Source organism: Curtobacterium sp. MCBD17_028 (assembly GCF_003234875.1).
Taxonomy (GTDB): Bacteria; Actinomycetota; Actinomycetes; order Actinomycetales; family Microbacteriaceae; genus Curtobacterium.
Genome location: NZ_QKTQ01000011.1, coordinates 1 through 23,814 on the forward strand (window position 1 = coordinate 1; position 23,814 = coordinate 23,814).

At 64.9% G+C, this 23,814-nt stretch carries 21 protein-coding genes and 1 pseudogene; 8 read left to right on the top strand and 14 right to left on the bottom strand.

Going from position 1 to position 23,814, the window contains the following annotated elements; all coding sequences use genetic code 11:
* Window positions 1-65 precede the first annotated feature (65 nt).
* Window positions 66-1,151, bottom strand: coding sequence for an ROK family protein (locus DEI86_RS12200; protein ID WP_146244917.1), 1,086 nt, complete (start codon window positions 1,149-1,151; stop codon window positions 66-68).
* A 228-nt stretch (window positions 1,152-1,379) separates the two neighbouring features.
* Between DEI86_RS12200 and DEI86_RS12205 the strand changes: the two genes are divergently transcribed.
* The 3 genes from DEI86_RS12205 to DEI86_RS12215 are packed head-to-tail and all read left to right on the top strand — an operon-like array spanning window position 1,380 to window position 4,540.
* Complete coding sequence (locus tag DEI86_RS12205; protein WP_111049676.1) at window positions 1,380-2,630, top strand: ABC transporter substrate-binding protein; 1,251 nt, start codon at window positions 1,380-1,382, stop codon at window positions 2,628-2,630.
* Between the two features lie 3 nt (window positions 2,631-2,633).
* On the top strand, window positions 2,634-3,719 hold the full coding sequence (locus DEI86_RS12210) for a carbohydrate ABC transporter permease (protein WP_111049677.1): 1,086 nt from the start codon (window positions 2,634-2,636) through the stop codon (window positions 3,717-3,719).
* Complete coding sequence (locus DEI86_RS12215; RefSeq protein WP_111012740.1) at window positions 3,719-4,540, top strand: carbohydrate ABC transporter permease; 822 nt, start codon at window positions 3,719-3,721, stop codon at window positions 4,538-4,540. Before DEI86_RS12210 ends, DEI86_RS12215 begins: the two co-directional genes overlap by 1 nt.
* Window positions 4,541-4,901: 361 nt before the next feature.
* Here the strand turns inward: DEI86_RS12215 and DEI86_RS12220 are convergent, their stop codons facing one another.
* Together DEI86_RS12220 and DEI86_RS12225 are read right to left on the bottom strand one after the other, a co-directional pair.
* The gene (locus DEI86_RS12220) at window positions 4,902-5,783 is read right to left on the bottom strand and encodes a hypothetical protein (protein WP_146244919.1); all 882 of its coding nucleotides are present in this window, start codon (window positions 5,781-5,783) and stop codon (window positions 4,902-4,904) included.
* Window positions 5,784-5,865: 82 nt separating this feature from the next.
* Window positions 5,866-6,102 (bottom strand): hypothetical protein, encoded by a 237-nt coding sequence (locus DEI86_RS12225; protein ID WP_111049679.1) that lies wholly within the window; start codon window positions 6,100-6,102, stop codon window positions 5,866-5,868.
* A 168-nt stretch (window positions 6,103-6,270) separates the two neighbouring features.
* Here DEI86_RS12225 and DEI86_RS12230 point away from each other — a divergent pair, with 168 nt between their 5' ends.
* Window positions 6,271-6,426: a hypothetical protein gene (locus DEI86_RS12230; protein WP_220038518.1), complete on the top strand. Its 156-nt coding sequence runs from the start codon at window positions 6,271-6,273 to the stop codon at window positions 6,424-6,426.
* A gap of 173 nt (window positions 6,427-6,599) precedes the next feature.
* Here the strand turns inward: DEI86_RS12230 and DEI86_RS12235 are convergent, their stop codons facing one another.
* Both DEI86_RS12235 and DEI86_RS12240 read right to left on the bottom strand, forming a co-directional pair.
* Window positions 6,600-6,839, bottom strand: a complete 240-nt coding sequence (locus DEI86_RS12235; protein WP_111049680.1) for a tyrosine-type recombinase/integrase — start codon at window positions 6,837-6,839, stop codon at window positions 6,600-6,602.
* A gap of 112 nt (window positions 6,840-6,951) precedes the next feature.
* The gene (locus DEI86_RS12240) at window positions 6,952-7,698 is read right to left on the bottom strand and encodes a site-specific integrase (RefSeq protein WP_111049681.1); all 747 of its coding nucleotides are present in this window, start codon (window positions 7,696-7,698) and stop codon (window positions 6,952-6,954) included.
* A gap of 138 nt (window positions 7,699-7,836) precedes the next feature.
* Between DEI86_RS12240 and DEI86_RS12245 the strand changes: the two are divergent.
* Window positions 7,837-8,013 (top strand): annotated as a pseudogene (locus DEI86_RS12245) (winged helix-turn-helix domain-containing protein); the annotation flags it as partial.
* Between the two features lie 2,471 nt (window positions 8,014-10,484).
* On the opposite strand, the gene DEI86_RS12255 reads toward DEI86_RS12245, so the two are convergent.
* The 5 genes from DEI86_RS12255 to DEI86_RS12275 are packed head-to-tail and all read right to left on the bottom strand — an operon-like array spanning window position 10,485 to window position 18,801.
* On the bottom strand, window positions 10,485-11,183 hold the full coding sequence (locus tag DEI86_RS12255; protein ID WP_258376537.1) for a M48 family metallopeptidase: 699 nt from the start codon (window positions 11,181-11,183) through the stop codon (window positions 10,485-10,487).
* A 13-nt stretch (window positions 11,184-11,196) separates the two neighbouring features.
* Window positions 11,197-14,274 (bottom strand): type I restriction endonuclease subunit R, encoded by a 3,078-nt coding sequence (locus DEI86_RS12260; protein WP_111049684.1) that lies wholly within the window; start codon window positions 14,272-14,274, stop codon window positions 11,197-11,199.
* The gene (locus DEI86_RS12265) at window positions 14,271-15,002 is read right to left on the bottom strand and encodes a TIGR02391 family protein (RefSeq protein WP_111049685.1); all 732 of its coding nucleotides are present in this window, start codon (window positions 15,000-15,002) and stop codon (window positions 14,271-14,273) included. Before DEI86_RS12265 ends, DEI86_RS12260 begins: the two co-directional genes overlap by 4 nt.
* Window positions 14,999-16,222: a restriction endonuclease subunit S gene (locus DEI86_RS12270; RefSeq protein WP_111049686.1), complete on the bottom strand. Its 1,224-nt coding sequence runs from the start codon at window positions 16,220-16,222 to the stop codon at window positions 14,999-15,001. The genes DEI86_RS12265 and DEI86_RS12270 overlap by 4 nt, the downstream gene beginning before the upstream one ends.
* Entirely contained in the window at window positions 16,222-18,801 is a 2,580-nt protein-coding gene (locus DEI86_RS12275; RefSeq protein ID WP_258376538.1) for a type I restriction-modification system subunit M, read from the bottom strand. Before DEI86_RS12275 ends, DEI86_RS12270 begins: the two co-directional genes overlap by 1 nt.
* Window positions 18,802-19,162: 361 nt before the next feature.
* Between DEI86_RS12275 and DEI86_RS16320 the strand changes: the two genes are divergently transcribed.
* Complete coding sequence (locus DEI86_RS16320; protein WP_146244922.1) at window positions 19,163-20,017, top strand: hypothetical protein; 855 nt, start codon at window positions 19,163-19,165, stop codon at window positions 20,015-20,017.
* Between the two features lie 350 nt (window positions 20,018-20,367).
* Here DEI86_RS16320 and DEI86_RS12290 read toward each other — a convergent pair whose 3' ends face one another.
* Both DEI86_RS12290 and DEI86_RS12295 read right to left on the bottom strand, forming a co-directional pair.
* Window positions 20,368-20,721 carry a hypothetical protein gene (locus DEI86_RS12290; protein ID WP_111049689.1) on the bottom strand — a complete coding sequence of 118 codons (354 nt, stop codon included), beginning with the start codon at window positions 20,719-20,721 and terminating at the stop codon, window positions 20,368-20,370.
* Window positions 20,718-20,909: a hypothetical protein gene (locus tag DEI86_RS12295; protein WP_111049690.1), complete on the bottom strand. Its 192-nt coding sequence runs from the start codon at window positions 20,907-20,909 to the stop codon at window positions 20,718-20,720. The genes DEI86_RS12290 and DEI86_RS12295 overlap by 4 nt, the downstream gene beginning before the upstream one ends.
* Before the next feature lie 152 nt (window positions 20,910-21,061).
* Between DEI86_RS12295 and DEI86_RS12300 the strand changes: the two genes are divergently transcribed.
* Window positions 21,062-21,829: an SDR family NAD(P)-dependent oxidoreductase gene (locus tag DEI86_RS12300; RefSeq protein ID WP_111049691.1), complete on the top strand. Its 768-nt coding sequence runs from the start codon at window positions 21,062-21,064 to the stop codon at window positions 21,827-21,829.
* 99 nt (window positions 21,830-21,928) lie between these two features.
* On the opposite strand, the gene DEI86_RS12305 is transcribed toward DEI86_RS12300, so the two are convergent.
* Window positions 21,929-22,402 (bottom strand): hypothetical protein, encoded by a 474-nt coding sequence (locus DEI86_RS12305; RefSeq protein ID WP_111049692.1) that lies wholly within the window; start codon window positions 22,400-22,402, stop codon window positions 21,929-21,931.
* A 262-nt stretch (window positions 22,403-22,664) separates the two neighbouring features.
* Between DEI86_RS12305 and DEI86_RS12310 the strand changes: the two genes are divergently transcribed.
* Entirely contained in the window at window positions 22,665-22,862 is a 198-nt protein-coding gene (locus tag DEI86_RS12310; RefSeq protein ID WP_111049693.1) for a hypothetical protein, read from the top strand.
* Between the two features lie 108 nt (window positions 22,863-22,970).
* Here DEI86_RS12310 and DEI86_RS12315 read toward each other — a convergent pair whose 3' ends face one another.
* On the bottom strand, window positions 22,971-23,741 hold the full coding sequence (locus DEI86_RS12315; RefSeq protein ID WP_111049694.1) for an SDR family NAD(P)-dependent oxidoreductase: 771 nt from the start codon (window positions 23,739-23,741) through the stop codon (window positions 22,971-22,973).
* Window positions 23,742-23,814 lie beyond the last annotated feature (73 nt).

Consider the following 23,814-nt stretch of genomic DNA (forward strand, 5'->3'; position numbering starts at 1 on the left):
CAGCTCGGGTCGGACGCGCCGCTCATCGGGGCGGCAGTCTGGGCGGACGCCGCCGGAACCTGGCGTCAGCGGCCGTCCGCCCAGACTGCCGCCCCGATGAGCGGCGCGTCCGACCCGAGCTGCGCCTGCCGGAGCTCGGTCACCGCACCGGCATCAGCCAGCGCCGTCGCCAGGGGCTCCTCGAGCAGGTCCCACGAGCCCGCCATCGCACCGCCGATCACCGTCCGGGAGGCCCCGAACCGCCGCACCCACGGACCGAGCGCCCGCCCGAGTGCGGTCATCGTCGTGCTGATCACCCGCGCCGCCACGATGTCGCCCTGCCGCGCGCGGTCGGCGATCTCGCGGACGCTCGGCGCGTCCGCTCCCCCGCCGTGCTGCGTCGCGCCCGCGGAATCCGTCGCGCCCGCGGAATCCGTCGCACCCGCGGCACCCGTCGCCCGCGCGTAGGCATCCCGGAGCGCGGCGGTCGACACGGTCTCCTCGAGCGGCCGCCCGTCGAGCCGGATCGTGTGCGCCTCACCGCGGTCCGGGACCAGGTCGCCGTGGTCGACGTGCACGCCGCGATCGAGGAACGCCGACCCCACGCCCGTCCCGAGCGTCAGGCACACCATCCGTGCAGCTCGCTCGCCCGCACCCGCAGCCCACTCCCCGATGCCGTACGCCACCGCGTCGTTGCAGAACCCGATCGCCCTCGGGGGCACGCCGAGCCGCTCGGCCAACGCAGCCCGGAGGTCCACGCCGGTGAGCGCCTCGAACTTGCCCATGCCGCGGAAGTCGCCGACGCCACGGACGGGATCGAACGGACCGGGCATCGCGATCGTCCAGGCGGGCGCCCCCTCGGCAGCGACCTCGCGGGCGGCGTCGACCAGGACCTCGACCAGGGCGTCGCGGGGCGCACCCGCATCGAGTGGCCGCGTCCGGGAGGCCCGCACCGCCCACCGGGCGTCGGCTCCGATGCCCGCGACATCCGCACGCTCGAAGCCGGCCCCGGGCACGCCACCGGTGACCGTCGCGACGCCAGACGCTGCGCCCGCATCGGGGGCGATCCCGGCGCCGGTCCCCGTCACGACCGCGGCGGTCACATGACTGCCGCCGACGTCCATGACGTGGATCGGGCCTCCCGGCCGGTGCTGCTGGTGCGTTCCGCTCATCGTCCCCACTCGCCTGTCGTCCGGTCACGCCGTCGTCCGGCGGCGCCGCTGTCCGACCCGCACAGTCCGTCCGGTTCGTGATCGACACCCTTGCCGCTCCGTCGCAGCGCATGTTACTGTCAGCGCCTGGTAACGATACCAACGGATTGCATCCGCACTCCTCGCACCGAGTTCCACGAGCGGCGAGACGCGTGCACCGAGCCGAGAACAAGGGAGTTCAGCGTGAAAATGAAGCGATTGCTACCGGTCATCGCGATGACCCTGGCGGCATCAGCGGTGCTCGTCGGGTGTTCGTCGTCGAGCTCGTCGAACACCACCACCGGCACCTTGAGCTTCGTCAACGACAAGTCGTGGGACTTCAAGTCGTTCTCGAAGGTGTCGCAGAAGGACATCGGCGTCTCGCTCAAGTCCTCGACCTACGCGGACCAGCCGGCGTTCCAGGCGTTCGTCAAGCAGTCGTTCCGGACGAACAAGACGCCGGGGCTGTTCACCTGGCACACCGGCGACCAGCTCAAGCAGCTCGTCGACCAGGGCCTCGTCGCGGACACCTCGAGCATCTGGAAGAAGGCGATCGCGAACGGCCAGATCGCCCCGAGCGTCAAGAGCCTCTACACGATCGACGGCAAGCAGTACTGCACCCCGATCAGCGTCGACGACTGGGTCATGTACTACGACAAGTCGATGTTCGCCAAGTACAACTTGACGCCGCCGACGACCTGGGCCGAGATGATGTCCGACGCCGCGGTCCTCAAGCAGCACGGCATCTCGCCGTTCTGGAGCTCGGGCGGCGACCCCTGGGCGTTCGTGTGGTTCCAGATCCTCCTCGCCGGCACGGACCTGGACCTCTACCAGGGCCTCTCGACCGGCAAGGTCTCCTACACCGACCCGCGCGTGGTCAAGGTGATGGACACCTGGCTCGACATGGAGAAGAAGGGGTACTTCAGCGACCCGGGTTCCAAGACGGCCCCCGAGACGCAGATGAAGGACGGCAAGCTCGCCATGATCCCGTTCGGCACCTGGTACGCGTCGACGATCGACCAGGTCGGCCTCAAGCCCGGGACCGACTGGGGCGTGTTCACGATCCCCAAGGTGAACCCGGCGCAGGCCAAGACCCCCGTCGCCATCGAGACCGCGCCGGCGTGCGTGCCCGAGAAGTCCTCCCAGAAGCAGCTCGGTCTCAAGTACTCGGCCTGGTGGATGACCGCGAAGGCGCAGACCGCCTGGTCGAAGCAGCAGAACAACCTGCCGTACAACCCGAAGGCCACCGCGGCGACGCAGACCTTCGTCGACGCGAGCAAGGAACTGTCGAACACCAGCAAGTACGAGACGTACCTGCGCTACTACGAGGCCACGCCGCAGCAGATCCTGACCGAGGCGCTCGACCAGTTCACCGGGTTCATGACGAATCCCGGTGACCCGAAGAAGTACCTGTCGGGCATCCAGCAGGTCGCCGCGCAGTACTGGAAGAGCCACAAGTAACCGATGGCCGACCGCAAATCGACCAATTACCAGGCCGCCGCCTGGGCCTTCCTCGGCCCAGGCGCGGCCGTGGTGGTCCTGGTCCTCTACCTCCCCGTCCTCTACACCGTCTACCTCAGCTTCACGTCGTACACGGGCCTCGGCAGCGCGTCGTTCGTCGGGCTCGCCAACTACGCCTCGATGTTCACGGACCCGGTGTTCACCACCGCGCTCCTCAACACACTGATCTGGGTCGGCGGCTCGCTGCTCATCCCCGTCGGGATCGGGCTCCTCGTCGCCTACCTGTCATTCGGCCTCAAGGGCGCCGCCTGGCTCCGCGTGCCGTTCCTCATCCCCTACGCCCTCTCCGGCGTCGCGGTCGGCATCCTGTTCAACTTCGTGCTGCAGAACGGCGGTGCGCTGTCCCAGGCACTCGCGTTCCTGCACCTGCCCGGCAGCGACATCCGCTGGCTCCAGGTGGCGCCGCTCAACACCGTGGTGATGATCCTCGCCGCGTCGTGGCAGGGCATCGGCGTCAACGCGCTGCTGTTCACCGTCGGCCTGCAGTCGATCCCCAAGGAGCCGCTCGAGGCCGCGCGCGTCGACGGCGCCTCCGGCTGGCGCATGTTCCGGTACATGATCTGGCCACTGCTCCGGCCCTCCACGACCATCGTGGTCGGCCTGTCGATCGTCAACAGCCTCAAGACGTTCGACATCGTCCAGGCCATGACGCAGGGCGGGCCGAACCGGGTGTCCGAGACCCTCGGCGTCACCATGTACCGCGACACGTTCTCGAACAGCCAGTACGGGCTCGGGTCCGCCGTCGCGATCTTCCTCAGCGTCATCACCGTCGCCGCGAGCGTCATCTACCTGCGGCGGCAGCTCGCGATCGGCGACTCCTCGGGTGACGGGGCGGCGCGCGACGGGGCGGGCGCGGGTCGGGCCTCCCGGCGTACGCGTGGTGGCGACGGCGGTGCGTCCGGCGGCTCGGCCGGGAGGTCCGCCAGCGGTCCGTCCGACGCCTCGCCTCGTGAGACGGTCGGGGCCGCCAGCGGCGCCGGACGGTCTGACAGGTCCGGCGTGGCTCGTTCAGAACGGAGGGCCGTCTGATGCGGTCGACCATGCCCCGCTACGTGATCCTCGGCGCCATGGGCCTGCTGTGGCTCGTGCCGATCTACCTGCTGTTCGCGAACGCGAGCAAGAGCTCCGCCTCGTACTCCGGAGACAACCTGTGGAGTGCCGGCTCGCCCGTCGGCCTGTGGGACAACGTCATCGCGGTGTTCCAGAACACCGACGTGCCCTCCGGCCTCGGCATCACCGCCGTGTACGCGATCGTCGCGCCGATCATCGCCGTCGCCCTCGGCGCCGCCGTGGCATTCGCGGTCATCGTGCTCAAGGTGCGACACGGATTCTTCTGGTTCTTCGTCATCTTCTGCGGCACGGTGTTCCCGCTGCAGATGATGCTCATCCCCTGGTTCTCCGTCTACGCCGACATCGGCCTGTTCGACACCGCGCCCGGCTTGATCATCATCTACGCCGTCGTCGCCCTGCCGTTCTCGGCGTTCGTCATGCGGAACTTCTTCGTCGGCATCGCGCCGAGCGTGTTCGAAGCCGCGGTCGTCGACGGTGCCAGCGTCTGGCGGATCTTCACCCGGATCTACCTGCCGATGTCGCGCAGCGCCCTGGTCGTCGTGTTCATCCTGCAGGCGACATGGGTCTGGAACGACTTCCTCATCGCGCTGATCCTGACCCAGAGCCCGTCGACCCGGCCCGTGATGCCCCTGCTCAACGCGCTGCAGTCCGTGGAGGGAGGCGGCCCCGGGTTCACGATCATCCTGACCGCCGCGCTCCTGGTGTCGCTGCCGACCGCGCTGCTGTTCGGGTTTGCGCAGCGGTTCTTCCAGCGGGGGTTGTCGTTGGGGCAGTACTGAAGCGAGGCGGGGCGCATACCGCGAGCCGAGGAACCCTTTGCCGCTCTCCCGGCTGGTATCGGTGGGATTTGAACCCCTCTTGCTCCTAGCGCCAGGGCTCGGATTTGAGCTATTCCCCCAGAATCTCGCTGCTCGAGAGGACGGTTCAAGCCGTCCAGAGCCGCCTCAAGACAGGTGGAGGTGCACCACCGTGCACCACAGCCGGCCACTCGTCTGGGCTCGCGTTCGCTATGAAGTCTTGCCCAGTAATCGTTGCGGGTCCAGGAGGTCGGCCAGGATCCGTCCTTGGAGCGGTCGCAGTCGTGGTCGACAATCTCGCCGACCAGATGACCACGACACAGAAGCGGTTGAATCTCCGTGCTCAGTCGGAGATCAGGGACGCGAGCAGGCTCATCGCGTCCGCATCGACGCTGAGCGGCGTTTGGGCAAGCTTCGTGAATGTCGCAGCATTGGTCGCGAACTTCAGCCCTGGCGCGATGATCTGCAGCTCGCGCGGATGTACCTGCGGCAAGGCGCCGAAATCGAACTCGTGCGGGTCCGGCCAGAGGCATACAGCTCGTCCAGCGTTTACCTGTGCGTGGCTGATCGGCCAGCCGGGATGCCAGACGATCGTCGCGCTGACCCCAATGATCCCCGTCGAGACGGCCATGAAGTCCAAGCTCACGCCATCGACGTCGGGATCGAGAAGGACGATGCGCTCCTCGACGGCGGGAGCGGGATCGGCACCTTGAGTGTTTCGACGTGTGATGAAGACAGAGAACTCAGGAGGAGGAGCAGTCGCGGTCGTCATCCAAGACAGCCACTCGGGGCGAACGGTCGAAAGTGTCGGCACCGCGTCGTTGAGCGCGGGGTGGTCGTAGTCACGGGCGGGATGATGCGACAACAGCGCGACCTTCAACAGCCATCGAGCCAGCGCCTCGGATTCGTCAGCGGAGACGATGAGCGCGTCGTGCGCATCACCGAGGTTCATGATTCGCCGGACGACACTCTTCGCTGGCACCTCGATCCACTGGCTTAGGGCAGTGTTGCAACTCGAACACGCGGGTACGTGGACGCCACCCAAGCTCAAAGTCGATAGCGGCTGGCCATGGCGGGTGCGGTATGGCACTCCGCCATGCGAGGTGATGAATGGTCCCTGCCCGTGGAACTCGCGGATAAACCACATCGGCAGGGCGTGCTCGCCCACGCCGTGATTCATGTTCGAGCAGAAGACACACGCCTGCCCCGGGAATCGGTTGGCCATAGCCCCAACGATAGACATCTCGTGCACTGAAACCCGAACCCTGGAAGCCTGCGCCCCATCGCCGGTCCGCCGGATCCACCAGTCACGGCTTAACCTGGATACGGCGGCCATCGGACACCGTGAGGTCCCAGCTGTTCTCGGAGTTCGGTGCGAGCGTGCCGCCGTACACGCGGAGGGCGAGCGTCTCGGCGAGGTCGCCGAGGGGTGAGGTCCTTGTGCGCACGATCCCTCGCGCGAGCAGCTCGTCAATCATCGCGACCTGCGCGTGCAGGAGATCCCAGACGGTCATCGAGACGGTGTCTAACGTCGACGTCGGCATGGCCCGGAGCGTAGGACATGCTCGTCTCGAGCGATCCTCACCGGTATGCTCAGAGCAGCCCAATCTGACAGGAGGCCCGCGTTAACAACCTCGGCTTCTACCAGGACATGACGAAGCTGGCGAAGAAGGTCGGTGGCCCCCTCGCCCTTGTGGCGATCACCGCAGCGGGTGGCTATCTCCTCGGCCGGACCGGCGAGCTCGGCATTCCGCGTCATCGAGAGGGACGGCGATGCAGCCCAGGTCGCGATCGCCGGCGTTGAAAACTCGCCCTATGCAGTGTCGGCCGAACTCCTCGCGAGCATCTCGGACTACCCGGCGAGCTGAGGCCGACGAGTGGATGAGTCCGGCGGTGCCGGGTTCGAGTCCGGGTGCGATACCGTCGGCGATGCACCAGCCGCATTCGTAGGTGGCGGTTGAAAGTATGGCGATCACCGCTGCGCCCTGTCGGGGAGCATTGGTCGGAGACTGGCGAGACCGGTCCGCAAGACACGGCGCAGCTAGCTCCCGGCGAGCTGTTCGGCGCGCTGTCGATCCAAATCAGCGGTGACGTTGTCGATGTCGTCGGGGAAGAGCGCGGCGTACGTGTCGAGGGTCACCTTCGCAGATTTGTGCCCCAGCATGCGCTGCACGACTTTGACGTTTACGCCGGCGCTGATGGCAAGCGAAGCTGCCGAGTGCCGGAGCCCGTGCGGGGTCACTCGTCGGAAGGTCGGATCGTCGTCCATGGCCCGCTTCACGGCCCCGGCGAACCAGCCAGCGTACGAGTGCCCTTGCCGAAGGAAACTGCCATCGGAAGGGTTCCAGAGGCGATCCTCCGGCCCCTTGCCACGGCACGCGGCATCGATCTCTTCAGCGAGGAAAACCGGATATGCAGCTCCGCTTTTCGTGAGACTTCACGCTGCCCAGGATGTGCACGCCATTCACGTCAGTGACTCCCTCTCGAACGCTCACGCGACGGCGTCCCGCATCGACGTTTCGGACCCGGAGCGCCGTCGCCTCGCCCCAACGCAACCCCGTGTACGCCAGGAATCGGACGAGCGTCGGGTACATGGACGCGGTCGCCAACGATTCGACTTGCACGTGCGTCAAGAAGACCTCGTCCGGCAGCGGCTTGCGTTTGATCGAGATGCCCCGGGCCGCGTTCTTCTGCACGCGATTGTCCTCGATCGCGTCGTCGGGTATGCCGGCGACGAGGTCTCTGATGCGCGCCAGCGAGGTATGCCCGAGCCGCTGGCCGAGCTCGTTGAGCCAGACTTGGAGATCTCGGCGCCGGATCGCGCCCACCGCGTATCCGCCCCACTTGGGCTGAACGTGAACACGCCAGGCGCTCTCGATCGAGCGAAGGGTACTCGGCGTTACCTCAGCTCGATGCTGCTCAAGCCAGTCAGGGACGAGCTCGTCAATCGTCGCCTTCGCGTCAGCGCGGTCGATGTACGCTCCACGACGCTTCGCCCCCTCAATGTCGGAGAGGTAGTCCTCCGCGATCCTCCGCGTTCGGAGGCCTGGGTCGTGACCGCGCGAGCCGTTGGGCTTGCGGTACCAGACCTCCCACAGCATGCCCTTCGTAAGCGTGTCGTAGGACTTGACCGTGCCCATCAGCGCAGCTCCGCGCTCGTGCTGGTGAGCTCCTGGCGGCGCAGCCACTCGTCCACGGCGGAGGGTCTGTAGAGCGGGAAGCGGCCTGCCCTCACGAACTTCGGACCCGCTCCGGATAGGCGCCATTCGCGCAAAGTGATGTCGGTCAACCACCTCGCCGACGTCGTCGACAAGACACCGGCCGCGGTCTCTCATCACCTGGCGAAGCTGCGCCTAGCCCGCATGGTCGTCCCGCGCCACGAGGGCACCACGGCGTTCTACCGCCTCGCGGACCAGCACGCCTCCGACCTCGTTGCCGATGCGATCAGGGCGTGACAAGCCGCACTGGCAGGACCGGCTGTGAGCGACCGCGTGGAGCCGCGAGCAGATCTCGCACCGGCTGAAGGTCGAGTTCCCGGATGATGAGTCCATGCATCAGCCACGAGGCGATCTACCAGTCGCTGTTCGTCCAAGGCTGTGGCACGCTGAACCCATTGGCGACAGCTAGCCGACCTGGGGCACCCGTCCGTAATCTCCTCACTCCTCTACCGGTTCGCCATAGCGCCTCACTATCCGCGCGGGTTCGGGGGTTTTGACAGATAAAGCGGCCAGGATCCACGCGACGGGTTGGGACGCGCAATGGCCACGCTCCGCTATTATTCGGTCATGCGCGAAGCCCTCACAGCAATCATCGACAGCTTGCCTCACGCCCCCACTACAGCCATTCCGCTGGCCGGTGACAAGGTTCGCTTCGTCACGGACACACCTGCGGACTACGTATGGCCGGACGTTGTCAAAGACCCCGACTCGCTAACGGACCCCAGCCCCGTCTTGCTCTTGACGGCGCCGGGCGCCATGGGGAAGTCTGCGGCCGCGCAAGCTATCGCGTCGGCCACACGCTCCCCGTACATCGATCTCGCGGGTGTTCGAGTGGGCTCCGGTTCCATCACCGGTGAGCTAACGAAGGCGCTCGGGTTCGATGCGGTCTCCAGGTTTGTCAACGACCTCAAAGCTGGGCGCACAAGCCTGATTCTCGACAGCGTCGACGAAGCTCAGCTGGGCGCCGGTCGGGAGAACTTCCAAGCGTTCCTCGCAGACCTGGCCTGGCTCCTTATGGATGCGGTGCCGGCCAGCCAGGTGATTGTGCTCGGTCGCAGAGACTCCATCGAATCGACACTCCTGGGTCTGATGGAAGAAAAGGTCGATCCGCCTCTGTATCAGGTTGCACCACTCACTCACGATCAGGCGAGCGAACTGATCGACCTGACTCTCGACCGCAAGCAGACCGAGACCGGAAAGTACGCGGTCCACAGGACGCACTCGGCGCCGTTTGGCCAGTTCCGGGACGCTCTCTTCCGGGATTTGGCTACTGCACTCGATCCCCAGATAGGCGAAGAAGAAGACTACTGGGAGAAGGTGGAAGCGTTCCTGGGCTACCCGCCTGTTGTGATCGCCCTAGCGGAACGTCTCGTGGTGGAGAACCCCGCCGCAGCTTTGCGCGAGTTCGCCTCGCTGAAGTCGAGTTCGGGACAGCCGATGCTGCGTGGAGCCCTGCTTCGACGTATCGTCGAGCAAATTCTTGATCGCGAGAGCGACAAGGTAAGGGAACGCCTGGGGGAAACGATGGGCATGCGGCCCGATACAGGAGAACGCTCGATTCTCTACGGTTTAGACGAGCAAGCCGCTCGGCTCCTCGATTACACGGGTACTGTCGGCCTACGACTTGAGCAGCCAGCCGCATTGATGGAGGCCGAGCGCGCTGAGTACGAAGAGAAGATCCAGAGCTTCCTGCTTGACCACCCATTCCTATACGGGCGCACTTTCGCGAACGTTGTATTCCAAGACTACGTGCGCGCATGGGCCGTGTCGTCTCCGATCAGCGGGCTTTACGCGTCGTCGCGATCTCAATTCCTCGCCACCCTGCCTGAGGCCGGGCCGTTCTTCGCCCATTTTCTGCATGCGCTCAGCGCAGACGCCAATGGTGTCGGAAACATCCCAGAGGACCTCGTCAACGATGCCATTCATTCCTATTCACGGGGCGTCGACGGCGGCCACGCGCTGTACGCGCACCGCGACGACCAAGCCGCGCTCCTGCTGCACCCTGATCCATTGCTAGAGGGCGAAGGAAACCAGCTCAGCTTTCTAGTAGGGGAAACATCCGGCGTCCTCACATTGACCAGCCCGATCTCACGACTGCTCTGCGTTACGCAGTATGCAGTCATCCTTCGAGGCGTTGAAGGACATGTGGACTTCGGCCCAGACGCCTCGGTGGTCGCAGACACTGTCGAGATTGATGCTAAGTTTTTCAGCGCCTTCGCCGACCCGCGGGCAAAAACCGAGCAGTGGAATCTGATCTCTGCCCAGCAAGTAGCGCACGACGCGGACCTGAAGGTATCGGCCGTACCACCGGAGTCCCTGGCGATTTTTTGGGCTGATCCGTGGCACCAATGGAAACCATTCGCCATTGACGGCGTTGCCACGGAAGCGGAGCTAACGCCCGCAGTAGGGTCGCAGGTCCTCTTGTGCCTCAGGCGAGTCTTGAACTCGTTCCGTCCGAGCATGCGAGACGACCCGAGCGTTTCCGGCGACAAGGTTGACCGGCTGCTTGTGGGCACCAATCCAGTGTTCGTCGCGACGTTCTCCGCAATGCAAGGACTCGGCCTCGTCAGTCGTGACGGCGCGCTGTACCGACTACACCTAGAACCGCCGTTGGCGACCCCGTTCTTGAAACCCGAACTGAGCGACACGACTCACACCGTCATGACTAGCGATGGCCGGCCCGGTCCGGCGGCTCAGCTGCTCGGCCATCAGGCATCCCACTCCTCTTCAGCAAGCGGCGCCCCGTTGAGCTCGTCCCGACGCATCCGCCAGTCGGGCAGGTTGGCGTCCATCAGTGCTGCGAAGCGGGCACCGTGTCCACGCTCGAAGTAGTGAGTGAGCTCGTGCACCACGATGTACTCGAGGCAGTCTGGGTGCTTCTTAGCGAGCTCGAGGTTGAACCAGACGCTACGGGTCTCGCGGTTACACGAACCCCACTTCGTCTTCATCTTGCGAATGGTCCAGGTGGGTACCACGACGCCGAGCCGCTCCTCCCACTTGTCAATCAGCGCAGGGATCTCGGCGCGAAGTTGTTCGCGGTACCAGCGCTCGAGGTAGCGGCGTCGTTGCTCGACGGTGGCCTCTGAAGCTACGTAGAGCGCCACGCGATCACCGTCGAGTTCGACGTGGCCACGGCCAGGCCGCTCAACGACCTTCAAGCGCTTCCGCACGCCCCAGACGTAGTGGGACTCGCCCGTCACCATCTCACGCGTGCTCTGACGCTCCGCGCCTTGCAGCTTCGAACGCTGGCGCCGGATCCATGGCAGACGTTGCACAACTGCCAGTCGAATCGAATCGTCATCGAAGCGCGTCGGTGCAGCCACACGAACGCGGCCGGCCGGCGGATAAACGCCAATGTGCAGGTGCTTGATGTCCTTATAGACCACATCGATGTCGATGCCGCGCACCGTGAGATATGCACTAGCTGTACTCATCGCGCGCCCTCACGAGATTGAACAACGCCTCAGCTCGAGCATCCCCACTCGGCAGCGAGCGAACGACGGCGCGTTCGACCTGTCGCCGCTTGAAGGGATTCTCCTTCCAACCATGCTGCTTGACGTTCCGGACGGCCGAGTCAACGTTGAACGCAAGCTCCGCGTCTCCGTCGAGCGTGTCGATCAAGGCCTGCTGGCCACCGTTCTTGACCCACGACGGGTAGGTCTTGCCGGTGTTCTTCGCGCCGAGCTGCTGCGCGGCATCGAGCACCTTAGCAAGGAACTCCTCGTACTCGAGTGCCTGCTTGCGCCGCTCCTCCAGGATGGCGTCGAGCAGCTCGCTCATGCGGTCGTAGAACTTTGGGTTGAGCGCATGCTCGTCGATGATGACCTTGCGCATGTTGTTGACGATGGTCTCGGCGACAGCATCCTTGCTCTTGCGGATGCCTGGCGGGAGCTTATCGATCGCCCCGGCGCCGAGGTTCACGATGAGGTCGATGAGGCCGGCGTCCTGAAAGTTGGAAACGACCTCGGAGGCTCCGGCCTTGATGTAGGTGTCGAGCAGGAAACGCATGTCGGCTTCGTAAGCCTTGAAGTCGACGTCCTCTCCGGCCGCGAGCTTCACTTCAGCGCGCACGTCGCTGTAGTGGGCGATCTCACGCTTGATCATGTCGACGTCGGCCGGGCTGTAACCGGCCTCAGCCATGTCGTTCGCGACGTTCGCGAAAGCGCGCGTAACAGCGGCCACAGCCTTGTAGAGCTCGACGCGCTTCGGTTCGTTGGCCTTGATCTGCTCAGCGTTGCCCGCGTCCTTAGCCACGAAATAGGCCCTGTACTGGTCGGTGCCCTTCGGAGGCAGAACCGGCTCGCAGAGGGCGCGGATCCGCTCCAGCGCGTCGTCGAGATCCTCACGCGCCTTATCGATCCGATCGGTCAGCAGGCCTTCGATGTCCTGCTTCTCGTAACCCTCGAGCGCTCCCGAGGTGTAGTCGTGGATGGCGCTTTCAAGCGAGTTGAACAGGTCGCGGTAATCGACGATGTAGCCGTAGTCCTTGTCGTCACCGTCGAGGCGATTGACACGGCAGATGGCCTGGAAGAGCCCGTGGTCCTGCATCTTCTTGTCAATGTAGAGGTACGTCGCGCTCGGTGCATCGAAGCCGGTCAGGAGCTTGTCGACCACGATGAGCAGGCGCATCTGGCCCGGCTCCTCGATGAACTGTTTCTTTACCGCCTTCTCGAACTCCTCTACTCGACCCATGGCTTCGTCTTCAGAGGTGTCGAAGTAGTCCGCCAGCATTTTGCGGTAGGTGTCGTACTGGGCCAGCTTCTCAGTCTTGCCAGCGCCGGCGTCTTCCTTCGAAATCTCGCTGGCATTCGGCTGGTAGCTAGTGACGATGGCGCACTTGCCCTTGAAGCCGGCGTTAACGAAGAGGTCGTAAAACTTGCAGGCTTGGTAGATACTCGAGCCGACCAGCATGGCGTTGCCGCGGCGGTCCATGAGACGCGGCTTGGTCTCCATGTCAATCAAGATGTCAGCGACGATCTGCTCGGCACGCGACTTACTGGAGACGACCTTCTGCATGGTGCCCCAGCGCTTCTTGAGCTCGGCGCGAGAGAGATCGGTCATGCCCTTGGTCTTGGCCTCGAACCACTTGTCGACGTGAGCCGGCGAGGTCAACTCCTGGTCGATGTCGCGCGCTTCGTAGCGGAGATCAAGTATGACGCCATCGGCAACGGCCTCGTTGAACTTATAGGTGTGAATGAACGAGCCAAAGGTCTCGATGCTCGTTGCCTTATCGGCCTTGAGGAGCGGCGTTCCGGTGAAGCCAATGAACATCGCTTCGGGCAGCAGGTGCGTCATGGCCCGATGCATCTTGCCGGACTGCGTTCGGTGGGCCTCGTCGACAAAGACGAAGATGTTCCCCTTGGCCCGGAAATCTTTGGGCAGAGCCGCGTTGAGCTCGGCGACAAAGTCATTGGCGTCGGCTTCGGACTCGTCGCTGCCCCGGAACTTGTGAACGAGTGACCCGATGAGCCACTCCTCCGACTTATTGAGAGTCGCGATCAGATCGGCGCCGCTCTTGGTCCGGTAGATCGCTTCGTTGACGCCCTGGAAGACCTTCTCGATCTGCTCGTCAAGCTCGGTCCGGTCAGTGATGAGCAGCACCCGCGCATCGGGCTGGTTCTCACGGATCCACTTGGCCAGCCACACCATGGTGAGACTCTTCCCGGATCCCTGGGTGTGCCAGATGATGCCGCCCTCGCGCCTTGCGATGCGCTCCTGCGCGGCCTTGACGCCGAAGTACTGGTTGTGGCGCGGCCCCTTCTTGACCCCCTTGTCGAAGACGACAAAGTCGTGGATCAGCTCGAGGAAGCGGTCCTTCGAGCACATCTGGAGCAGGCCTCGGTCAAGCAGCGAGTCAACGTCCGACTCTTCCTTCCACTCGAGCCAGTACTTCTCAGGCGTGTCGATCACGCCGTACCTGAGCCCCTCGGCGTCGTTGCCTGCGAAGAGGTACTGAACAGTGGAGAAGAACGGACGGATGAAATTCTTGCTCTGGTTCCCGATGGACTGGCGAATGCCCTCCGTCACGGAGACCTTGGATCGCTTGAGCTCGATGACCCCGAGCGCGAGGCCGTTGACGTAGAGCACCAGGTCAGGACGCTTGTTGTGCTGTCCGAAGACGGTGACCTCTTCGGCAAGAGCAAAGTGGTTGGCCGTCGGCGTCTGCCAGTCGACGAGACAGACCGTCTGCGTCTGCTCACCGGCCGCCGCTCGCACTTTCACGCCGTAGCGAAGCAGCTGATACACATCGCGGTTCGCCTCGTAGAGGTTGTGACCAACCCCAACCGCCGCCGCCTTCTCAAGCTGACCGAGCGCCCGAATGATCAGCCCTTCCGCATAGCCGCGAGCCCGCAGGTTCTGCGAGAGCAGGTTTGTCTCGATGCCGCCAATGCGGTTCCCATCGTGCCAGTTCCCGAGGTACTCGTAGTCGAGCTGCTCCGCGAGCAGCTTGACGACACGATCCTGCGTCTTACGTTCGATCTGGCCTACAGTGCTCATGACAGTTCTCCTGCGCGCTCCACAGTTGATTCATCCACCCACCGCGCCAGCACGCTGAGCGCAGCTAAGTGTTCCAAGGCGACCTGTTCAGGCATCTCCTGATCCACCTCGTGACTGAGCGGGTTCCGGATGCCGACGAAGACGCCTTCCGCGAACGCCATGGCGCCGCGCTGCAGCGACCGGTAGGTGTCACTGTCCTCAGGAGTCATGCGACGAAGCCGTGACTTGCCGGGCTTCGCCTCGTCGAGCGAGAACGACTGCTTGAAGAGGTCCGTCTCGCTGACATCACGGCGGCCGACCCTGTTCTGAGTCTCAGCATTCAACTTGGTCGCGGCGTTGCGCACTGCCTGTACGAAGTGGCCAGACTGCCAGAGCGAACGCGCACCACTCCAGATCCACGGGTGCAGCTTTGCGGCAGAAATCTGAGGGGCGTCGTCGCCAAGGTTCTGCCTAATCTCCTCAGCGCGGTTGAGTTGCGCTCGAGCGCGCGTCGCCGCTTCGTGATGCCGACTCCACGCTATGTACGGGTCATCTGGCAGTTCGGTTCGCCAGCGGGGCAACACCCGATCGAGTATCTGCTCGGCAACCTGCGCCTGTGCGGCGATATCGCTCTCCGAACCCCGAGGGAAGAGTCCAATCACGCCGGGTGTCTCGCTAGCCCCCGACGCGGTCAAGTGAATGAGGTTCTCGAGCTCCTTCAGCGCCCATTCGATGTTCAGCTCGTTCACTCAGCGTCCTCCACGGGCAGCCGCACGCGGCCGGTCAGGAGCTGCTGCATCATCCCGCGTTTGATCGCGCGCGCCTTCGTCAGGCGCTGACGCAACACCACGATCTCGTTCTCCGCCTCAAACATTGCACCGGCGACCATGCGTTGCTCCGCTAGCGTCGGCGGTAGCTCGAGCTCAAGCGTCACAAGGTCTCGCTGGTAAAGGTGCGAGATCGTCGACCCAGCGGAGAGCCGCGCAAGGAAGTCCTCGAACACACGGGAACGCAACATCAGATAAAAGAACCGCGAGTCGTACGCGTCGCGCACCGGACGTATCACGAAGACTCCACTGTTCAGAGTCGCCGGTCCCGGGAGGAAGTCCACATACGCGGTCTTGCCAATTGATCCATCCTTGGTGAGAAGCACGTCGCCAACTCGAAGTTGAATGTGCTGATCCTGATCGAACCGCCACTTGTCGACGAACGGCGTTGCACCCCAGTCGACTCGCCCGTCAACAAACTCAGTCCCACCGACAAGCGAATACTCGCCACTCGACCTATACTCTTTGGTTTTGAGCCCCTGCCAACCGATCCGGGCCTTCATCACGGACTGAGCGGCGATCGCTGTCCGAACCCACTCGCCGGTGAACCCAGGCAAGCGAGTCTTGCCGGTCAGAAACTGCTGCATCATGCCCTGCTTGATCGCCTGCTTCTTGGCGATAAGGCGTTCAAGCGTAGCAATCAAGTCGTCAGCATCGTCGAGTGCGTCCGCCATTCGTTGCTGTTCAGTACGCGGGAGGCAAGGAACTAGCGTGGAGCGAACTTGCACCAGGCTGATCTGTGGATACGCCTGCCCTGTGACGATTGACCCGAAGTACTCACGCATCGTCTGTTGAGAGAGATAGTGGTAAATGAATCGCGGATCGAAGTTCCGATCCATTACACGAATTCGGGCAATGTGCTGATTGATATTCGCGGCGCCGACTCCGTGCAGCCGGACGACACGTCCGACGTTCCCGGTAATCGTCATCAGGATGTCGCCGTCCTGGACACGACTTCGACGTAGAGCGTTATCGGCATTCTTGGAGATAGACATCGACTGCCGCATGTCGAGCCCGTGGTCGGAGACACATTCGCTACGAAGGAACGGCACGCCAAAGGTCTCCCAGGAGTACCCATAGGTCGTGGGCGTCGCACCCTTCGTGATGAAAGCTGATATCTCGCCGAGCACCTTCGGGTTCATCAATGCACCCCCATGGCTGCCAAGTGACTCCTGACCTGAGCTTCGAGCTTCGCGACCTCGGAATCGAGATGCCCGAGCGTCGCGGCATAGCGCTCACCCAACTTCTGAATTCGATCGACGAGCACTAGCGTCAGCGCATCGACCTTCCCGTCGATCCTCGTCCCGACAGTCGCGTGCCACTTGTCATCGAGCACGATCGACTTCACGTCATCGTCGGTGAGCTCGCCGTACTTGCGCAGCGTCGCTGCGTCGAGCGCAGCTTGAGCCTCCTTCGCCGCCTTCTTGGCCGCGGCTTCCCGATTTACGAACTCAAGAGCGGCGCTGGCGCATTCAAGAGTCTCCTGGTCGCCACTCGCTCGGGCTTCCCGGATCGCCGCGTTGACTAGCTGCTTGTTGTACGCACCCTTGTCGTTGGTTGCCTGTGCGAGAAGCGCGTCATCGACGCCGTGCTCTTCGGCGTGTTCCACCACCGCGGCGGAGGCAGACTCGAGCTTCGTATTGAGCTCATCGACACGAGCCTGCTCGTCCACGAAGTAACGACCGACGATCAGGGTGGGAGGGACTAGATCCATCTTGTACTTCGTCTTGCTACGGCCAGCGCCGATCTCGAGGTCCGGATCCTCTGAGAGCTTGCGTTCCTTGTCCTCGATCGTCTTGCGCGGCTTGGCAGCGCTTGCCCAGGTGCCGCCATTGCCGAGTTCGGTCATGATCAGGAAGACATCGTCGTGCATGACCTCGTTCCAGTACCCCATGAGCTGTTGGTACACGTCGTATTCGTCAAGCAGCGGCATGGCCTTAAATTGCTCAAGCAGATCATCGCCAAGGGTGCGAATCAGATCGTTCGGCTTGGTGTTCGCATCGATCGCAAACAGTGTGGCGCGGTGAGCGGCGAACCAGGTCTTAACGATCTTCTCGACGTCCGCGCGGATAAACTCGAGTCCGCTGCGGTTGAGCGCGTAGTCCTGTACTTCGGCGAGGTCGACCTTGAGCTTCGAGTACCCCTCCCGAAGCGGTTCGATCAGAGCGTCCTTCAGCGCGGGCAGCGCATCCCAGTAGTGCTGCAGTGCGTCGATGTCGCGATTCGGGATGCCGCCGTAGAGGTGAGCTGAGAGGTCCTGGAGGTCCTCGGGCTCCGAACTGTCGATGTAGCGCGGGATGTTGAGGTTGTAGTTGTTTTTCGGGTCAGCGATCTCGCTCATCGGCACCATGCGCGCGTATCCGTCGATCTCGACCTGGCGGTTGAAAGTATCGACGATCTTGTGGATGTCCTGGTCGCGGAGGCGGTTCTTGTTGCCGTCCTTGGTGAATCCTCTACTGGCGTCAACCATGAAGACGCCGGAGCGGCTGACGGCGTTCTCCTTGTCGAGTAGCACGATGCACGCCGGGATGCCGGTGCCGTAGAAGAGGTTCGCGGGCAGGCCGATGACGCCCTTGATAAAGCCTCGCTTGAGCAGCTCGCGACGGATATTGCCTTCAGCGTTGCCTCGGAAGAGCACGCCGTGCGGAAGGATGACGGCGGCTTTGCCGGTCGACTTGAGCGAGGCGAGCGCGTGCAGCAGGAAAGCGTAGTCGCCGTTCTTCTCTGGTGGCATGCCGTACTCGAAGCGTCCGTAGTCCTGCTCGAGCCCGTTCCTCCACGACTTGATCGAGAATGGAGGGTTCATGACGACATAGTCGAAGGTCTTGACCCTCGTGCCCTCGGTCAGCTGCGGGTTCGTAATTGTGTCGCCCTTGTAGATCTCCGCGGTCTCGTTGCCGTGGAGAATCATGTTCATCTTCGATAGGGCCCAGGTGGCGTTGTCCTTCTCCTGGCCGTAGATGGTCATGCCGCGCGGCGCCTCAGCGGCTGCTTTGAGTAGCAGCGAGCCGGAGCCACAGGCGGGGTCGTAGACAGTCTCGTACTGATGAGTCTTGCTGTTGATGCCAACGACCTTCACCAGCACGCGCGAAACCTCGGCCGGCGTGTAGAACTGCCCCTTGCTCTTGCCCGACTCGGTGGCGAAGTGGCGCATGAGGTACTCGTAGGCGTCACCCAGCAGGTCATCGCCCTCGGCGCGCGAGCCTCGGAAGTCCAGGTCCTTGAAGATCGTGACCAGCTTCGACAGGCGGTCCTGAATCTCCTTGCCGGAGCCCAGCTTCTCGCTGTCGTTGAAGTCCGCCTGGTCGATGACGTTGCGGAGGCCGTTCGCGTCGGCGAGCTTGCCGATGATCTTGTTGAACCGGTCGCCGATCTCCTTGTCGCCCTTGGCGGCGAACATGTCGTCGAACGAGCCGCCCTCGGGCACGTCGATGAGGCTGTCGGGGTCGGACTTCGCCTTGTCCGAGACGTACTTCATGAACAGCAGCGTCAGGATGTAGTCCTTGTACTGGCTCGCGTCCATGCCGCCACGAAGCTGGTCACAGCTTGCCCAAAGCGAGCTGTACAGGTCTGACTTCTTGAGAGCCACTACCGCCTCACGACCTTCGGCGACGAGTTCGTCCCGCGGCGCTTGGAGCACTCCAGAAAGGAGAGCTTCGATTGCGGGCTGGTGGCTCGGGTCATGCTCTTCAGTTCCTCCAACGCGCGTCAGCGCGAGCAACGTAGTTAAATCCCTGGGGCTGTTCCTCAGAGTATCGGGGCAAGCGGATTTCGCCATGGAGGCGCCCGGGGCCAGGTGGGGCGCGACCACGAGCGGGGGCGAATCGATGCATCACACATGCACCACACGCTATCTACAGATGGAGAAAACCCCCGGCTGACCGGGAGTTTTCTGTGGCGGTACCGGTGGGATTTGAACCCACAGGCAGACGCATGCGGCGAATCTCACAGATAAACTACTCGCGCCGGTCCTGAAGCGCGCGTAGGACAGGCCGTGCCGCTTGCTTGCCTGATCGCCGTCCTGGCGCTCCGCCTGATCGCTCTGCCAGGATGACCTGGAGCACCAGAAGGGGGGGATTCACATGAGTTACGGGCCACTGCAGAGCGCGCCGCCATCTAGGCCAGCCGGGCAGATAAACAGAGCGCTGACCTCGGAGCTCGCAGCTGACCGGGTCCGCGCAGCGCTCGTCGGCGTCGGCGGCTTCGTCATCGCGTACGCCATCGGCATCATCACGATGCTCCTCGCTGCCCTCCTCGCGCCGCACACCGAGACCACGACCGGCTCGGGTACCGCGAACCTCTCCGACACCTTGACGAGCATCAGCGACCTCGCCGCCACCCCGGTCCAGCTGATCCTGGTGGCTGACCTCGGCCGCCTCGGCATCAGCGGGCAGGACGCGCTCATCGTTCAGTTCGCCGGGTCGTTCGCGATCGGCTTCGTGTCCCTCTTCATCGCTGCGGCGCAGATCATCGCGATCGTCGTGCTGAGCCGCCGGACCACGCGGCCGCGTTCGCTGACGCAGCACGTCGCGATGTCGCTGCTGTCGGGCGTCCTGCTGGCGGTCTTGACGCTGTTGGCCGGGTTGGTGCTGCGGTCCGGATCCCCGGCGGGAGCGGCGCGGCGGTCAGCACCATCAGCGGGCTCGGTGCGAGCGCAGTCCTCGTGGCGTTCCTCGTCGGGGCGATCGCGAGCTTCCTCGCGCGGGCGATCGTCGTGGCGACGCTGCGCAGCGCCCTCGCTGCGTGGCTCGGCATCGTGCGCGTCGTCAAACGCAGTTCGCCGTGCTTACCGCGCCGGTGACGGTCGCCCTCGTCGGCTGGCATCACGTTGGCGCCGAGCCACGGCGTGCAGTAGATCGATCAGGTCATCAGCGGACAGCCGCTCGGTACGCAGACACCCGGAGCCCCCGCGACCCCCGTTGCGCGCTCGGCGTTGAGGCATCGTCGGAAGTTGTGCGGATCGCCGTCGGCGCACTGAGAGTCGATGCAGAGCAAGACCCGTCGGTCGCCGGCGGTGTACGACAGCTCGGGCGCGTCAGCCTTGCGGACCGTCCCGTCGTAGATGGTGCCAGCGACACCTTCCTCCCGATCCATGGTAACCCGAGCCGTGTACCCCTTGCGCTGCCAATGCCTCGCCACCGCGCGCGAGAAGTAAGCCGGCGCTTGTCGGGTCGGCGACCGAGACCATGAAGGTGAACTGCACGCCCTGAACTCCGTGCGAGGAGCACTCGTTATAGACGGAACGGGTCCCATGGACGCTGACTAACGGATCAACCGCCCACACGTGCTACCAGAGCACGGTCTCCGGCTCCCCGCCGCCGTTCTGCCGTTCGTAGTCCGCAAGCACGGCGCTCCGCACGTCCTCGCCCCGCGTCATCGCCTGGAGGTGCGGGATGATCCATCGCCCTCCTGGTTCCTCGAGGAACCGAATCCAGTTCGCGAGGACGTAGTCGGCGGTGAAGATGCCCCCGTGGGTCTCCTTGGCGTCGGATTGCGAGAACGCCACCTCGCGGGTGTCGAAGGCGATCCAGACCTCGCACTCGAGCACGATCTCGCCGAGGCGGTGTTGAGCCTGGGCGGCCGCGACGATGTCGTCACGGCGCCACTTCGCGACCTTCGAGAACAGCGCTGGCGCTCTCATCCGCGCGGCTCTGCACGTGGAACGTGGGCACGCACGTCGTCGGCCTGCTCGTCGTCGAGGACCCAGCGCTCGTGCTTCGGGTGCTCCGGGTACCGCTGTCGCAGGTACCGGCGAACGACCGCTCCGGGACGCGTCTCGTCCCGGTACCCGAGCTCCACCGCGAGGTCGCGGGGCGTCGATGTCGTCACGCCCCGGATCCTATTCGGGCGCTCGACGGTCCGGACCCGCGTCCTCGGCGGCGGTGTCGACGGGCTGCAGCCGCGCCTCCCGGCTGAGTGCCGCCGACCGCGGTGGTGGGTCAATGGAGGCACCGCACCCGCCGCCGATGAGAGGAACCACCATGCCCAATCGATTCGAGAACAAGGTCGCGATCGTCACCGGAGCGGGCTCCGGGATCGGCGCGGCGACGGTGCGCGCGTTCGTCGCCGAGGGTGCGCGCGTGGTGGCCGTGGACTCGGTCGGCGAGAAGATCGCGGAGACCGCCGCGAGCCTCCCGGACGGTGCCGTGACCACGATCACCGGCGACGTCGCGCAACCGGCGACGATGGAGGAGGCCGTGCGCACCGCCGTCGACGCCTACGGCCGCCTCGACGTGCTCGTGAACAACGCGGGGACGTTCACCTCGGGCGACATCACCGAGATCGAGCCGGAGGAGTGGCGCCGCGTCATCGAGACCGACCTGTCCGCCGTGTTCTACGGCACGCGCGCGGCGCTCCCCCACCTGCGCGAGACGAAGGGGTCGATCGTGAACACCTCGAGCGTGTCGGGCATGAGCGGCGACTGGCGCATGAGCCCCTACAACGCGGCGAAGGGCGGCGTGAGCAACTTCACACGGGCGGCGGCGCTCGACAACGGCGAGCACGGGGTGCGCGTCAACGCGGTGGCGCCCGGGCTCATCTGGACGGACATGACGCAGCAGCAGGCGCAGAACGAGGACCTCAAGCAGGCGTTCGCCGAGCGGATCGCCCTGGGCCGTGGGGGTCAGCCCGAGGAGGTCGCCGCCGCGATCCTGTTCCTGGCGAGCGACGAGGCGTCGTTCATCACCGGGGCGATCCTGCCGGTCGACGGCGGGACGACCGCGAGCAACGGGCAGCCGCCGCAGGCGTGAGGTGGGCCGGCCACCCCGCTTCCGCAACTGCGCACGCCGACGACAACTGCGCATGCGGGCGCACGCGCAGTTGTCGTTCGCATGCGCAGAGCGCACCGATCAGCGATGCCCCCGCCCCGCCGCGACCTGGAGCTGACGCCGAACCGCTTCGGCGAACCCGTCGAGCTGCCGGTGCAGCCGGACGAACGGGTCGTCGGCGTACTCGTCGCCCCGCGGGTCTGGCCGCCCCTCGCCGACCAAGCGCGCGGCGTAGGCGTGCCGGCGGACAAGTTCCGCCTCGGTGCGGACGTGGTCGTCGCCGATGAACTTGACCCGCTCGACGAGTGCCCGGAGCTGGATGTGCACCTCGTCGAGCTTGTCGGCGTAGTCCACGCGGTCCTCCCGCATCCGCTGCGACATGTGCAGGAGGGTCCGGGCCGCTTCGACGAGGTCGGACGCAGCCGTCAGGAGTGTCTCGTCCCAGCGGGTTCGCGTCTCGCGCCGGTTCCGCAGGACGTCGACGACGAGCGTCGGCACGAGTCCGGCTGCGGCACCGACGAGAACCAGCGTCACCGAGGACGCGAACGCGGTCATCGGCGCGACCCGTCGGTGGGGAGGCTCGACCGGCGGGACCCGAGGCAGGCTGGCTCGGACGCGTGCACTGTCATGAAGCGACCGTAACGGGGACCGAGGCGCGCGCGCGGTGAATGTGGACGCGCGGACGCAGACAACACCGCCGCGAGGGCCCGCGGTGACGACCGCGCAGTTGTCGTCCTCACGCCCCTGGGCGCCCCCTTCATCGCAGCGCCGAACCGCGCACGCCCCGCATGGAGACCCTGCGCGTACCGTCCGCGCCATGAGCGACAACGAGCAGACCGAGCCCGTCATGGACGGCGCCACCGACGCGACGAACAAGGAGAAGCTGGCGGGCCTGATCGAGCAGGTGGACAACGACCACGGGGGCGAAGGCGCCTCGAGCATGGCCGACGAGCTCCGGAACCGGATGGCCGAGACGCAGGTCGAGCCCGAATCGGCCGCCGACACCCAGGACTGAACCCGCGCCGGCACCACAACGACGCACGCCGACGACAAGTGCGCACGCGTCCGCGTGCGCACTTGTCGTCTCCGTGCGCAGAGCGCTGTCCGTGGAGGCCAAGCCCCCTCAGTTCATGTACAACCCGCCGTTGACGTCGAGCGTGTGCCCGGTGATGAACCCGGTGTCCTCGCGGAGCAGGAACTCCACCGCGACGGCGACGTCGTCCACGGTGCCGATACGCCCCACGAGCAGGTCAGCGGCCATCTCGGCCTTGCGTTCCTCGGTCAGGGTGCCGCCCATGATGTCGGTGTCGATCGGGCCGGGGGCGATGGCGTTCGCGGTGACGCCGAGCGGGCCGAGTTCGCGGGCGAGTGCACGGGTCAGGCCGATCACCCCGGCCTTCGCGACCGAGTACGGGGTCTTGCTGTAGGTCCCTCCGCCGCGCTGTGCCGACACGGACGAGATGCTCACGATGCGGCCGACCCCGCTCGCCGCCAGGGACTCGGCGACGCGACGCGAGACGTGGTGCACGCCGGTCAGGTTGACGGCGATGACGCGGTCCCACTCGCCCGGCTGGAGTTCCAAATAGGGCGTCGGTGAACTGATGCCGGCGATGTTCACGAGCGCGACGATCTGCGGCAGCGCGGACTCGAGCGCGTCGACGGCCGCGCCGACCGCGGCTTCGTCGGAGACGTCCGCACCGACCCCCGCCGCCCGGACACCGAACGACGCCGCGAGCTCCGACGCCGCTTCCGCCGACGCATCGTCGTCGAGGTCGATGATCCCGATGTCCCAACCGGCAGCGGCGAGCCGCCGCGCGGTCGCTCGGCCGATCCCGCGGGGCGAGACCGCCCCGGTGACGATCGCGGTGCGGGCGGCGGGGAAGGCAACGGTCATGGCCTCGGTGTACTCGCATCTCCGACCAGCCGCCACCCATACGGGGTCGATAGGCTCGCCATCCCCACGTCCG

Excerpts from the sequence above, each read along its gene's own strand:
- DEI86_RS12300 (WP_111049691.1), top strand. The coding sequence starts at position 21,062 with ATGCCCAATCGATTCGAGAACAAGGTCGCGATCGTCACCGGAGCGGGC.
- DEI86_RS12220 (WP_146244919.1), bottom strand. The coding sequence starts at position 5,783 with ATGGCCAACCGATTCCCGGGGCAGGCGTGTGTCTTCTGCTCGAACATG.
- DEI86_RS12260 (WP_111049684.1), bottom strand. The coding sequence starts at position 14,274 with ATGAGCACTGTAGGCCAGATCGAACGTAAGACGCAGGATCGTGTCGTC.
- DEI86_RS12210 (WP_111049677.1), top strand. The coding sequence starts at position 2,634 with ATGGCCGACCGCAAATCGACCAATTACCAGGCCGCCGCCTGGGCCTTC.
- DEI86_RS12240 (WP_111049681.1), bottom strand. The coding sequence starts at position 7,698 with ATGGGCACGGTCAAGTCCTACGACACGCTTACGAAGGGCATGCTGTGG.
- DEI86_RS16320 (WP_146244922.1), top strand. The coding sequence starts at position 19,163 with ATGAGTTACGGGCCACTGCAGAGCGCGCCGCCATCTAGGCCAGCCGGG.
- DEI86_RS12290 (WP_111049689.1), bottom strand. The coding sequence starts at position 20,721 with ATGAGAGCGCCAGCGCTGTTCTCGAAGGTCGCGAAGTGGCGCCGTGAC.
- DEI86_RS12315 (WP_111049694.1), bottom strand. The coding sequence starts at position 23,741 with ATGACCGTTGCCTTCCCCGCCGCCCGCACCGCGATCGTCACCGGGGCG.
- DEI86_RS12270 (WP_111049686.1), bottom strand. The coding sequence starts at position 16,222 with ATGAACCCGAAGGTGCTCGGCGAGATATCAGCTTTCATCACGAAGGGT.
- DEI86_RS12310 (WP_111049693.1), top strand. The coding sequence starts at position 22,665 with ATGAGCGACAACGAGCAGACCGAGCCCGTCATGGACGGCGCCACCGAC.
- DEI86_RS12305 (WP_111049692.1), bottom strand. The coding sequence starts at position 22,402 with ATGACCGCGTTCGCGTCCTCGGTGACGCTGGTTCTCGTCGGTGCCGCA.
- DEI86_RS12200 (WP_146244917.1), bottom strand. The coding sequence starts at position 1,151 with ATGAGCGGAACGCACCAGCAGCACCGGCCGGGAGGCCCGATCCACGTC.
- DEI86_RS12215 (WP_111012740.1), top strand. The coding sequence starts at position 3,719 with ATGCGGTCGACCATGCCCCGCTACGTGATCCTCGGCGCCATGGGCCTG.
- DEI86_RS12225 (WP_111049679.1), bottom strand. The coding sequence starts at position 6,102 with ATGCCGACGTCGACGTTAGACACCGTCTCGATGACCGTCTGGGATCTC.
- DEI86_RS12205 (WP_111049676.1), top strand. The coding sequence starts at position 1,380 with ATGAAGCGATTGCTACCGGTCATCGCGATGACCCTGGCGGCATCAGCG.